General features: G+C 52.8%; 8 protein-coding genes. 4 read left to right on the top strand and 4 right to left on the bottom strand.

Annotated elements, in window-relative coordinates; all coding sequences use genetic code 11:
• Window positions 1–105: 105 nt before the first annotated feature.
• From ACYVHB_RS12840 to secA, 4 genes are all read right to left on the bottom strand, one after another.
• Window positions 106–1,242 carry a glycosyltransferase gene (locus tag ACYVHB_RS12840; RefSeq protein ID WP_461052140.1) on the bottom strand — a complete coding sequence of 379 codons (1,137 nt, stop codon included), beginning with the start codon at window positions 1,240–1,242 and terminating at the stop codon, window positions 106–108.
• Window positions 1,239–2,333 carry a DUF922 domain-containing protein gene (locus ACYVHB_RS12835; protein WP_461052139.1) on the bottom strand — a complete coding sequence of 365 codons (1,095 nt, stop codon included), beginning with the start codon at window positions 2,331–2,333 and terminating at the stop codon, window positions 1,239–1,241. The genes ACYVHB_RS12840 and ACYVHB_RS12835 overlap by 4 nt, the downstream gene beginning before the upstream one ends.
• Window positions 2,333–2,914, bottom strand: a complete 582-nt coding sequence (locus ACYVHB_RS12830; protein WP_461052138.1) for a Uma2 family endonuclease — start codon at window positions 2,912–2,914, stop codon at window positions 2,333–2,335. Before ACYVHB_RS12830 ends, ACYVHB_RS12835 begins: the two co-directional genes overlap by 1 nt.
• A gap of 155 nt (window positions 2,915–3,069) precedes the next feature.
• On the bottom strand, window positions 3,070–6,465 hold the full coding sequence (secA, locus tag ACYVHB_RS12825; protein ID WP_461052137.1) for a preprotein translocase subunit SecA: 3,396 nt from the start codon (window positions 6,463–6,465) through the stop codon (window positions 3,070–3,072).
• Window positions 6,466–6,786: 321 nt separating this feature from the next.
• Between secA and ACYVHB_RS12820 the strand changes: the two genes are divergently transcribed.
• The 4 genes from ACYVHB_RS12820 (at window position 6,787) to ACYVHB_RS12805 (ending at window position 13,380) form a co-directional block, all read left to right on the top strand.
• Complete coding sequence (locus tag ACYVHB_RS12820; RefSeq protein WP_461052136.1) at window positions 6,787–9,216, top strand: SLBB domain-containing protein; 2,430 nt, start codon at window positions 6,787–6,789, stop codon at window positions 9,214–9,216.
• Window positions 9,217–9,228: 12 nt separating this feature from the next.
• A complete protein-coding gene (locus ACYVHB_RS12815) occupies window positions 9,229–10,311 on the top strand; it encodes a GNVR domain-containing protein (RefSeq protein WP_461052135.1) in 1,083 nt (360 codons plus the stop codon).
• Between the two features lie 10 nt (window positions 10,312–10,321).
• Window positions 10,322–11,284, top strand: a complete 963-nt coding sequence (locus ACYVHB_RS12810) for a GDP-mannose 4,6-dehydratase (protein ID WP_461052134.1) — start codon at window positions 10,322–10,324, stop codon at window positions 11,282–11,284.
• Between the two features lie 182 nt (window positions 11,285–11,466).
• Window positions 11,467–13,380 carry an autotransporter outer membrane beta-barrel domain-containing protein gene (locus ACYVHB_RS12805; RefSeq protein WP_461052133.1) on the top strand — a complete coding sequence of 638 codons (1,914 nt, stop codon included), beginning with the start codon at window positions 11,467–11,469 and terminating at the stop codon, window positions 13,378–13,380.
• Window positions 13,381–13,410 lie beyond the last annotated feature (30 nt).

The raw sequence follows: 13,410 nt of genomic DNA, 5'->3' as shown, positions 1-13,410 counted from the left end.
GCTCCCAAATTAGTGCTGAAAGTTAAATCCTTCCGGGAAAACATAGCATTTAACATTAGAACAATACCATAACGTGTTGATAAAGTCACTGTTTCAATTAAAAATTCAATGTTCACCGTTTTTGTTGTTCAAGACCAGGGCATACAAGTCAATTAGCTTCCGGGCTTCAGTAGCCCAGTTATACGTTTGCTCCACGGCAAGCCGCCCGCGCTCACCCATAGCGTGGGCTTCGGCTGGATGCTCGATCAGGTAAATCATTGCCGCCGTCAACTGTTTCGGGTCATAGGGCGATACACAGAATCCGCAGTGGTGCCGCTCGACCACGTCGCGGTACAGTGGAAAATCGGACGTGATAACGGGCAGGCCAAGGGCCATGTATTCAAACAGTTTAGTCGTGTAAGAGTCCGGATAGTCACCAATGGGCTTAAGCAGGGCCAGTCCGGCGGTGGCTTGGGCCGCGTACGGGAACGCCCTGCGCTGATCGGTATAGCCGTAAAAATGAACGTTGTCGCGCACGGCATCAAAGTTGGGAAGGTGCTCCAGATCTCGATCGCTGAACGTCCGTTGCCCGAACAGATGCATGACGAAAGTTGGATGGGTTTCCCTGAGTAGTGCCAGGCCATTGACCAACGTATCGAACGCCCGCTCGAAACTGAGCCAGCCAATGTAAAAGAACACGGGCTGGCTGAGGTTAGGCTGGTACGGCTGCCGAAACGGGTCTAAAAAAGGGAGCAGCGGGTAGTTATAGATGACCGCATGGGGTTTGGTCAGGTTCGTGTACGTATCCAGGTAGCGGTGTTCGGTGAAGACCAAGTAAAATCGGCGTCGGGCAAGGGCGTCGAACCAGCGGAAGAAACACTCCAGCAGATAGCCCCGATTCAGGTGCTTCAGGTGCATTTTCTTGAATAGATTTTCCTGCACTTCATAGATTACGTTCGCCCCGAATAGCTGAAAAATGAGGGCAACCGGTATCAACTCCGGCACATATATATGGACAACGGCGGGCCGTAGCCACAGGCATCGCATCAGAATGTAGGGGCCAGTGATTAACGCCCGCCAGACGACGCGCCTGAAAAACGGCAAGCGAACGAACCGGATCGTGGGCGCAATGGCGGGGTCTGCATGGGGAATTGCACAAAACACCTCGTGTTGATCCGAGAGAGTTTGGCACTGTTTAAACACGATGCGGGGGTCCTGGGGCTGGTGGGCCGTGCTGATGTGCAGTATGCGGAACTTTTTCACTTGACGCCAAACTTACGCAGTTCAGCGTCAATTCGCTCGTTCCAGCGTTCCTGATCGGCCTGATCGAGGCTGTGGTTTGTTTCGGCGTCGTACTCCTCCTGCATCTGGTTCATCTCCCGAAACGACTCAATAAACTGATACTGAACAATACTGTTGTAGTCCTCAACCGTCAGGCTATCGGGGTGAATTTTCTGCTTGAAGCGTTCCGCGATTAATTTTACAATGTCGAAATGGCGCTGTTCGTGGTTTAGGGCGTACGCGTTTTTGGCGTCGGCCCTCGCCCACGACGAGTTCTTGAGCATGTAGCTCTTTATGGTCAGGTTGAGCGTAATGATGCCGTTTTTAACGGAGCTTTTACCTTCGTAGCCAAAACTGGTAAATACTTCGGCTGCGTAATGACTGCCCCGGCGTGGTTCGGCCCGGAAGTCGGCCCAGGTTAGCTTGCGGTCGGGGTTGTACTGCACCGTATCGTCGCTGGTGATCCGCGTATCATCGGTGAAAACAACCCGGAGACTGGTCGCTAACTTCTCATTTTGTCTGGATTCGCGGTTCATATACTCGTTCAGGCTGCGAAGCGACGACACGAGCGCCTGCCGGATGGTTGGCTCGATAACCGTTAACTGACCCAATGGCCGCGTGTAGGTGGCACTGCCGCTGTATTCGGTTAGGCGGGTACTGGTCTCCGTACCGAAGTCGTCTTTACCCAGCAAATCGAACACGACGGCGTACACAAACTCGCCCCGGACGCGGTTGCCAACGGCGGTTTCGGTTACGCGGCACTGCTGAACGCGCATCGCAATGGGGCGCAGTGCCCTATTCTGTTTCAGGTTCTGATTGATAAACGCCCGGAAATTAGACACCAGACCACCGTCAAGATCAACCGGCTGGACGGGTTGATTAAGCGTTAGCGCGAGTCGGGCAACGGCCCCCTTGCTGGAGCGCTGATCGGTAATGGTGGCAATGTGAAATTCCCTCGGGACAAATGGCAGCGGCTGCGGCTGGAGCCGGATGGGGGCAGGAGCAGGCTGAAAGGTTGCGGGCAGGAAGCCGACAACCAAGTAAAACAAACCGAACAGAAAGGAATATTTCATCAAGCACTCAAGCCCGGTATGCGGTCGTAAATAGTACGCAGAGGGAGCGTCAAGCCAATGGCTTCGATTCGGATACTGTCATCTATCTGACCCGTTTCCCCAGATAACGACCAGATACTATCGGTTGATTTCTGCCAGACTTCAATCTTCACCCGTTGGGAATCCACTAGCAAATACTCACGCAGCGTCGGAATGTCCCGGTAGAGGGCGAATTTGGCATTCTTATCGTATCCCCGTGTACTTTTTGAAAGAATTTCAATGAGCACCGTTGGATTAAGCAGCGTATCGAACTTGCCGTCAAGCAATTCCGGCTCATCACAAACTACAAATACATCTGGATACGCATACAAGCCGTTTTTAGGAATATGAACCCGATAGTCGGATGAAAAGGACTGACACAATTTACCCTTTAGAGCAATGTAAATTTCGCCTGATAAATTCTCCTTGATGCGATTGTGTTCCTTTGTTGCGCCTGCCATTGGATATAGTTGTCCTTCAAAATACTCATTCTTCTCGAAGGCTTCCCGCTCCATTACCAGATACGCGTCCTGCGTGATAAACTGCCGCTGCTCTGCTACCATGTCCTCAAAAATTAACCCGCTGACTGATACCAACGAAGGTACGAATCAGCGGGTTAGAAGTCAATAAAGTATCCTGGACGGCCACGTCCGGGCGTAAACAAGACCAATTTATTCGCCCGGACGTGGCCGTCCAGGATACGCACCACCAGAATACCTTACTCAATCAGCATGGCTTTGCCACTCATCACGTCGTTTTCCACGCTTTTGAACTTCACATCGCGCTTCACCGAACCATCCACATACTGAACGTTGACGCGGGCGTTGCGGTCCATCTTGGCCACGCGAACGGGTACCTGGCGGGGGGCAGGCATGGGGGGCGCACCGGCTCCCATAGCGTTGTTTTCCGCCATGCGCCGGGCGTATTCCTCAGGGCCCGTGGCGAGGTGCTCGTCGTCAAAATCCTCCATGTTGGTGTGCAACTGAGGTTGGGGCTGTGGACGACGCTGTGCCGGAGCCTGCCGGATCTCCTGCTGTACCTCCTCCACCTTCTCGGCTGGAATGTCGGCTTTGCTCAAAAAACTGATGGTGTCGAAATTGACTTTGTTCAGAAACCGCTTGAATAACTCCACCGATTCAAACTTATACACTAACAGCGGGTCTTTCTGCTCGAATACGGCGTTCTGCACCGACTGCTTCAGGTCGTCCATTTCGCGGAGGTGTTCTTTCCATTCCTGGTCGATCACTGATAGCGTCACGGCTTTTTCCATCTCCGTCACCAAATCACGTCCACCCGTTTCAACCGCCTTGCGCAGGTCCGACACCACTGTCAGTTCGTGCAGTCCGTCGGTAAATGGCACTACAATATTCTTGATCTGCTGCCCTTGTTCGGCCAATACCTGCGTCAGCACCGGCAGGGCTTTGTCGGCAATGGCGTGGTTCTTGGCCTGATACTGTGCTTCAGTTTCGTCGTATAACCGCCGAATCTGATCCGATTTCTTAAGCCTGCCAAATTCATCGGCGGTCAGTTCGGGCACCACGCCAATGGTCGTCAGCAGTTGCAGCTTCACTTCTTCGTAGTTGCCCTCGGCGTTGTTGACCGTCTCTTCCACCACATCGTACATCGTGTTGGCGATGTCGAGCGGCAGCCGGTCGCCGAAGAGTGCGTTCCGACGGCGTTTGTAAATAGCCTCGCGCTGGTAGTTCATCACGTCATCGTATTCGAGCAGCCGCTTTCGGACGCCGAAGTTATTTTCTTCAACCTTTTTCTGCGCCCGCTCAATCGACTTCGTAATCATCGAGTGCTGAATTACCTCACCCTCCTCCAGCCCCATGCGGTCCATTACTTTGGCAATCCGGTCGGAACCAAACAAGCGCATCAGGCTGTCTTCGAGCGACACAAAGAACTGCGACGTGCCGGGGTCCCCCTGCCGCCCCGCCCGACCACGCAACTGCCGGTCGACCCGGCGCGACTCGTGGCGCTCCGTACCGATAATGGCTAATCCGCCAGCCGCTTTCGAGTCGGGCGTCAGTTTGATGTCCGTGCCACGTCCGGCCATGTTGGTGGCAATGGTGACCGTGCCCGGCAAACCCGCCGACGCCACAATTTCGGCTTCGCGCTGGTGGTATTTGGCGTTCAGTACCTGGTGCTGAATTTTGCGCAGCGTTAGCAGGCGGCTCAGCAGTTCGGAGTTTTCAACGGAGGTTGTACCAACGAGCACCGGCCGTCCTTTCTCGACCAACGCCGTAATTTCGTCGGATACCGCATTGTATTTCTCGCGCACCGAACGGTACACTTTATCCTCTTCGTCGGCGCGGCTGATGGCCCGGTTAGTCGGGATCACGACCACATCCATTTTGTAAATCTGCCAGAACTCCGACGCTTCCGTCTCGGCCGTACCGGTCATACCCGCCCGTTTATGATACATCCGAAAGTAGTTCTGGAGCGTTACCGTGGCGTAGGTCTGCGTGGCATCCTCAACTTTCACGTTTTCCTTCGCTTCAACGGCCTGGTGCAGCCCGTCCGACCACCGGCGACCTTCCATAATCCGGCCCGTCTGCTCATCCACGATCTTTACCTTGCCGTCCATAATGACGTACTCGGTATCCTTCTCGAACAGCGTATACGCCTTCAGCAATTGGTTAACGGTGTTGATCCGCTGCGTCTTGACCGCGTAATCACGAATGAGCGCTTCCCGGTGCAAGATTTTTTCCTGCTCCGACAAGTCACCATCCTTGTCAATGGCGTTGAGGTCAATCGACAGGTCGGGCAATATAAAAAAGCTGGCGTCTTCGCCGGAACCGGTAATGAAGTCAATGCCTTTTTCGGTCAGGTCAATCCCGTTGTGCCGCTCGTCGATGGTGAAGTAGAGGGGCGCGTCGGCTTCGGGCATCAGCTTCTGGTTTTCGGCCAGATAAATTGATTCCGTTTTTTGAAGCAGTGCTTTGTTGCCCGTCTCGGTCAGGTACTTAATCAGCGGCTTGTGCTTAGGCAGTCCCCGGTACGCCCGAAACAACGATACGCCACCATCTTTCTCATCACCGGCCGCAATCTTCTTCTTGGCATCGTTCAGAAAATCGTACACCAACTTCCGTTGCGCTTCCACCACACGGGCCACGCGCGGCTTCAGTTCAATGTAATCCTGCTCGTCGCCACGCGGCACGGGACCGCTGATGATGAGCGGGGTACGGGCATCGTCGATCAGGACCGAGTCAACTTCATCCACCATCGCGTAATGGTGTTTGCGCTGCACCAGTTCCCCCGTTTCGCGGGCCATGTTGTCGCGCAGGTAATCGAAGCCAAACTCGTTATTGGTGCCGTAGGTGATATCAGCGAGATACGCGTGTTTGCGCTGTTCGGAGTTGGGCTGGTGCTTGTCGATACAGTCGACGCGCAGACCGTGAAACTCGAACAGTGGAGCCATCCAGTCGGAGTCACGCTTGGCGAGGTAATCGTTGACTGTCACAATATGTACCCCCCGACCGGCCAGCCCGTTCAGGAAAGCCGGAAACGTAGCCACGAGGGTCTTGCCCTCGCCCGTCGCCATTTCGGCAATTTTACCCTGGTGAAGGACCACGCCCCCAATAATCTGCACGTCGTAGTGAATCATATCCCACCGGATGGGCGTCCCGGCCGCGTCCCAGGTGCTGGACCACTGTGCCTGATCGCCGTCGATAACGACGTTTTTCTTGCGGGCGGCAATCTCCCGGTCGAAGTCCGTCGTGCTGACGGTCAGTTGCTCGCTCTGGGTGAACCGGCGGGCGGTTTCTTTCATCACCGCAAAGGCCTGCGGCAGAATGTCGAGCAGCACCCGTTCGAGTTCAACGTTGCGGTCGGCTTCGAGTTTGTCGATCCGGTTGAAAAGCTGCTCCTTCTCGTTAACGTCCACGTCCGGGCTGGCTGCGTGTTCGCCCAGTTCGGTAAGCTGACCGTCGATGTCGGCCAGTTCACGGGCAATCGTGGCTTTCAGATCGGCCGAGAACTGGCGCAGTTCATCGTTGGAAAGGTCTTTCAGGCGGGCAAACTCGGTGTTCACCTTCTCGACGTAGGGAAGCAGTTCTTTAACGTCCCGCTGCGATTTGGTGCCGAAAAACTTGGCTATGAAATTGATCATTTCAGGTCTGGTAGTGAGTCGGCAGATGAGGTAACCCGACTCATTTATAACGAATTTTTTCTACAAATTTAATGCATTGCCGCTTCCCCACAACTGAAGTTGTGGGCTAATACAAGGTTGAAGTTGTGGTCTAATACAGAGTACAATCAGGGGTGATAACAGGAGTTACGCAGTTATGAGGCTCTCGCAGACCCTGTATCAGCCCACCCCTTCAGGGTTGGGAAAACGATCATCTCAAACGTACCTTACCAAATGGCAACAACGTTTTACGAGTAATCTATTACTTTTGCTGGTCAATTTTTGGCCCAACGGCCACCGTTCATGCGTACCACCGACAAATTGTCATACTTTATCCGCTGTATTTGCTCCCTTCTTTTCGTTATCAGTACGTTCCTGCTGCTTGGAGCGGGTCAGGCCACTGCTCAACAGACGGGTTCGCGGGTCGACCAGTTGAGCGATGAGCAGGTAGAACAGTTTTATAGCCGGGCACAGGCCAGCGGGTTGAGCGAAGCGCAGATTGAACAGGCCGCCATGTCGCAGGGCTACACCCTCACTGATATTGCCAAGATGCGCCGACGGATTGCCGAAATCCGGTCGCAGACATCCCGCTCATCAGGCCGGTCGTTTGCTGACACCAGCAACGGTCGAACCCTACCCAACGGCCTCTCCCGGCGTTACATCGACTCACTGCCTTATGGTACGCGTGCCGACACGAGCCGTCGACTGCGGGTGTTCGGGGCGTCGCTCTTCGAAAATGCCAGCTTGTCCTTTGAGCCAAATCTGCGGATTGCTACCCCACGCAACTACATCGTCGGCCCCGACGACGAAATAAGCATTGACGTTTCCGGCGCTTCGTCCGATAGTTTTAAACTTCGCGTGTCGCCCGAAGGCACGGTGAAAGTACCCAACATTCAACCCATTTTCGTGAGTGGCCTCACCATTGAGCAAGCCGAACAGCGGATCATCGCCCGGCTGCGCAAGGGCGGCTATCAGGGCCTGGGTGTACCCGGCAGCGGCACCAGTGCCAACGTGGCGCTCACTAACATCCGCAGCATCCGCGTTACGCTCGTGGGCGAAGTTGTCCGGCCGGGAACGTACACGATCTCATCGCTTGGGTCGGCTTTCAATGCACTTTATTTAGCCGGTGGGCCAAACCCGGAGACGGGATCGTTCCGCAAAATCAGCGTCATCCGGGGCAACCGCGTCGTCCGTACCATCGACCTCTACGACTTTATTCTTCGCGCCGACCAGCGGGACAACATCCGGCTGCAGGATCAGGATGTGATCCGCGTGGCCGACTACGATACCCGCGTCGAACTGACGGGGCAAGTTCGACGACCCGCCATTTTTGAAGTGCTGACCGGCGAAACGCTCAAGAACCTGCTGAGTTTTGCGGGCGGCTTTGGTGACGATGCCTACCGGGCCAGCATCACCCTCCGGCGCAACACCAGCCGCGAACGCCGGATTGTGACCATCAGTGAAGAACAGATCGCCGATTTTGTGCCGCAACGGGGTGATAAGTATTTCGTGGGAAAAATTCTGGAGCGGTACGAGAACCGCGTTCAGGTAGCCGGTGCCGTCATGCGACCGGGCGATTATGCCCTTGAGCCGGGTCTTGAAACCGTCCGCCAACTCATTACCCGCGCCGAAGGGCTAAGTAAAGACGCGTTCATTAACCGGGCCACCATCATCCGGGAGCGGCCCGACCAGGACCGGGAGAACTTGTCCTTCGATTTGGGTAAGCTGATGCGGGGCGAAATCGCCGACATTCCACTCCTGCGGCAGGACAGCCTGACGGTCCTGTCCATCCGCGACCTGCGCGAGAACTACTACATCACGGTCGAAGGGGCTGTGAACCGACCTGACACAGTGCAGTTCGTCAGTAACATGAGCGTGGCCGACCTGATTGCGCTGGCGGGGGGCTTCCAGGAAGGAGCGACGCCCAACCGCATTGAAGTGGCCCGGCGCATCCGGCAGGACTCGGCGGGTGTTCGTACGACAACGCTCGACATGTACCAGTTCGCGCTCGACCGCAACCTACAGATCACCCCGCTGGAGGTGGCCCCACTGAGTGGCGTGAGTGTGAACATGGCAACGTTTCGCCTGCAACCGTTCGATATTGTCTACGTGCGAACTTCGCCTAATTACGAAGCCCAGCGGCAGGTTTACGTATCGGGCGAGATTCTTCATCCCGGTAATTACGCTATTGCCAGCCGACAGCAGCGCATCTCCGACCTGATTGAACGGGCGGGGGGGCTGAGACCGGGGGCTTACATGGCGGGGGCGCAGTATAAGCGGGTGGGCCAGGTCATTGGCAGTGATCTGCGACGCATATTGGAAGACCCCGGTGCCGAAGAAAACCTGCTGCTTAATGATGGCGATACGCTGTTTATTCCGCGTCAATCCGAAATAGTAGCCATTGAAGGCGCAGTATTGAATCCGTCGTCGGTAAGTTATAAAGTAGGTTATAAATTCAACGATTACGTTAGCGAAGCCGGGGGATTTACGGATAATGCCCGTAACACGAAAGCCTACATTATTTACCCAAACGGACAAAAAGACCGAACGCATCGCTTCCTGTTTTTCGCCATCCGGCCCCGTGTTCAACCTGGCTCAACCATTGTCGTTCCGTTTAAACCATTAGATACGAACCGGTTAAGCCCGGTTGAGCGCATTGGTATTCTTTCCGTCATTGGTACGTTGGCTGCTACGGCTGCGTCGGTTATTATCAATTTAAGAAGAACGCCATAGGTTATCCTGCGCATGTCTACTACACAAGCTATACTGCCTACGCACAAATCTGACCCCGACGAAATTGAAATTCGGCTGAGCGATGTTGTGAAGTTTTTAAAGGATAGCCGTCGGACGGTACTGCTATGCATGACTATTTTTCTGCTGCTTGGCGTATTGTACGCAGTCAGTAAAGCAAATGAGTACGTATCCACCGTGCGGGTTATGCCCGAATTAAAATCACCGGCCGGAGCCAGTGGCCTGGGTGACTTGAAATCATTGGCTGGGTTAGCGGGCGTCAGTCTGGATAACCTGAGCGGTACCTCGGAGGCTATTCGCCCTGACCTGTATCCCGACATTGTGCAGAGTGTCCCGTTTACGCTATATCTGCTCAGTCAACCCGTCACCACGAATGAGACGAAGAAACCTCAGCCGTTGCAACGGTTCCTTATCGAACAGTCGAATCGTGGGCTGTCGGGCTGGGTTGGCAGGCTGGCGGGTGATTCAGATGAGGACGTGCAACCTGCGCCAACAGCAGCGGCTCTGCAATTAACGAAACAGCAGGAAGAACTCAGTCGAATGATCGGTCAGCGCGTGGGCGCAGCTATTGATAAGAAATCAGGTATCGTTACTATCACGGCTAAAATGCCCGATCCGGTTGTGGCCGCTATCACTGCCCGGCAAACGCTTGATTACCTGACGAATTATGTGACGAACTACCGCACGGGGAAGTCGCGCAAGCAGGTTCAGTTTTTGGGTCAACAGGTTAGCAACGCCCGCCGACGGTATGGTGCTTCCGAATACGCACTGTCGAGTTACCGTGACCGTAACCGTAGTCTGTTTTTGAATACTGCCAAAATTGAAGAACAGCGGCTTCAAGCCGATTATTTACTGGCTCAGACGGTTTACAATGACTTATCGAAGCAGTTGGAGCAAGCCCGAATTAAAGTACAGGAGGAGGCCCCCGTGTTTCAACTACTCGAACCGCCCACAATTCCACTGCGGAAAAGCGAACCAGGCCGGACGCTTATTGTTGTCGGGTTCTCGATTCTCGGAGCGATTTTAGGCGTAATTGTATTTTTTGCCCGTCGATTCGTCAATAGTAATAGGTCGTAATCAATGTAGAATGAAAATAGCCTTAATCTGTGGAGTATCGGGACAGGATGGTGCCTACTTAGCCAAGCTATTGCTCGAAAAGGGCTATCAGGTGTACGGCGGTTCCCGCGATGCCCAAATGACCTCGGCCAACAATCTCGTTCGATTAGGTATCCGTCAGAAGGTGGAATTGGTATCGGTTAGTATCAATGATTTTCGCAGCGTGTTACAAACGCTGCTCAAAGTGAAACCAGACGAGATATACAACTTAGCTGGGCAAAGTTCGGTAGGTCTTTCGTTCGAGCAACCCGTTGAAACATTAGAAAGCATAAGCGTAGGAACGTTGAATTTGCTTGAGGCTATTCGCTTCAGCAACCTGCCCATTAAGTTTTACAACGCAGGTTCCAGCGAGTGCTTCGGTGATACGGGTAATGTGGCGGCCGACGAAAACACACCATTTCGGCCCCGTAGTCCGTATGGCGTAGCTAAAGCAGCCGCTTTCTGGCAAGTTGCTAACTACCGGGAAGCGTATCAACTACAGGCAAGTACTGGTATCCTATTCAATCATGAGTCGCCCCTGCGCCCCGAACGGTTCGTGACTCAGAAAATAGTGGCCACTGCCTGCCGCATTGCTCGCGGCAGTACCGAGACCTTAACATTAGGCAATATTGACATTGCCCGCGATTGGGGCTGGGCACCTGATTATGTGGAAGCCATGTGGATGATGCTCCAGCAGGAGCAGGCTGATGATTATGTGATTGCAACGGGGCAGACGACAAAACTGCGTGATTTTATTCGTGTTGTGTTTGAAGCAGTTGGCTTGCAGTGGGAAAATCATGTTCGTACTGATTCGTCATTTTACCGACCGACCGACATTGCCGAGGGGCATGCAAACCCCGCCAAAGCTTATAATCTCTTGAGTTGGAAAGCCCGTCATACTATGGAAGAGGTAGGTCAGCTAATGGTACGAGGGTACGGATCATCAGTAAGTTAGTAGCCAACTACGTAAGCGAGTTGAACATGTCAATCAAATTAAGTTTACGAATGGTATAAAAAGCAAACTGAAGGTTGGCAAAATTATTGTTGTTTTGAAAAAGATAAATATGTGATGGGTAATAGTGAAATTATTTACAAATTTGTGATCGTTATTTTAGTCAAATTTTTCTACAAACTTCCATGATACACAGGTCTACACTTAATTCTAAGAGCCTACTTTGCAAGTTCGGACTTGTGATCGTACTAACACAGATGACGGCTGTGTGTACGCTGGGCCAGACGAATATTGCCTTAACCTCGCCAACGGCTACAACCACAGGCGGTTCGGATAACACATTAGTTGGTGTTGGAGCCGGCAATCTGAATATGAGCGGTAACGGCAATCTTATTTTAGGGCGTGGCGCTGGTGTGCAAAACATGGCGGGCGCACAAAATTCATTTGTAGGCTCTATGGCGGGGCGCCAGAATACTGCTGGAAGTGCTAATAGTTTTTTTGGCTACGAGGCAGGAGCAAACAATACTACCGGAAACAACAACGCCTTTGTTGGCAATGGAGCCGGGTACTCGAACACGGATGGGTATAACAACTTTTTTGGCGGTTACCGAACCGGTTATTTTAATACATCCGGGCGAAATAACTCGTTTATTGGTGCGGGTGCAGGGTATACGAATGATACGGGTACTGAGAATACATTCGTTGGAGCCGATGCCGGTGGTGCTAACGCAAGTGGTGCCAATAACGTGTTCGTTGGGTCTTTAGCTGGATCATCGAACAGTACAGGTCAGCAGGGTACTTTCATTGGTACACGTTCCGGATTGGCGAATAATGCCACTGGTAATACATTTATAGGTTTTGAAAGCGGTTTGACCAATACGGTAGGGGTTGACAATGTATTTATTGGTGTGAATGCGGGACGTGCAAACGTAGATGGTAGTTTTAACCTTTTCGTTGGTGGAAATGCGGGACGGGCTAATACAACCGGACGTGAGAATCTGTTCTTTGGTTCCGGTTCTGGGTTTACTAACACTACCGGTCGATTTAATACCTTCGTTGGTTTAAACAGTGGTTACTCAAACGTCACGGGAGAGAATAACGTATTTTTTGGGCAACGGGCCGGTTTCTCCAATAATTCGGGCAACTTCAACCTCTTTTTGGGAGCATCTACTGGTTATACCAACAGCAACGGAACCTTCAATACGTTCGTTGGTAATGGAGCTGGTTATAACAACAGTAGTGGCAGCAACAATACATTAGTAGGTGTCAACACTGGGTTTAAAACCACAGCGTCAGAAAATGTGATGATTGGACGCGACGCTGGCCTTGAGAACGTTGGCGGTCAGCAGAATACGTTTATCGGTACCAACGCTGGTGTTCCCGCTGGTTCGCCATCGCTGCAAAATTCGACGGCTATCGGTTATAACGCCCGCGTTACGGCAAACAACAGCCTTGTGTTGGGTAATGGCGTCAATGTAGGCATTGGTACTACCAGCCCCCAGACGAAACTGGAAGTGACGCAGGGTGTAAATGGAAATAGCGGCCTTCGGTTCACTAACCTGAAATCTGATTTTGCTCCCTCCGCTAATGCCAACAAGTTTTTAACGGTAAATGCTACTGGTGACGTTATTTTAGCAAACTACTCGGCTGGCGGTGGTCGGCTGGCGGCTGCTGATGGTCTCTGGACAATACAGGGCAACCATATTCAGAACGCAACGGGCGAAGGAGTCATTATCGGTACCGCTGTAACTAAAACACCCGCTGGCTACCGGCTATACGTGCAGGACGGTATTTTGACCGAGAAGGTGAAAGTAGCAGTACAAAACACTGCCGATTGGTCTGACCACGTATTTGCTCCGTCGTATCAGCTCACGCCCTTAGCCGAGGTAGAAGCGTACGTGAAAAAGCACCAGCATTTGCCGGGAGTGCCAGCCGCAGAAGACGTGGTGAAAGATGGTATGGATGTTGCTAAGATGAATGCCAAGCTCCTGGAGAAAATAGAAGAGCTGACACTACATATGATTAGCATGAAGAAGGAAGTAGATGGGCTGAAGCAGGGTAATCATTATCTTAAAAAGCAATTGGCCAAAAAGAAATAGACTACCCATCTGTCCAACAAAAAAGACCCT

Source organism: Spirosoma arcticum (genome assembly GCF_054779955.1).
The sequence above is the reverse complement of the archived record's forward strand: the minus strand, read 5'-3'. Positions and strand labels throughout refer to the sequence as shown.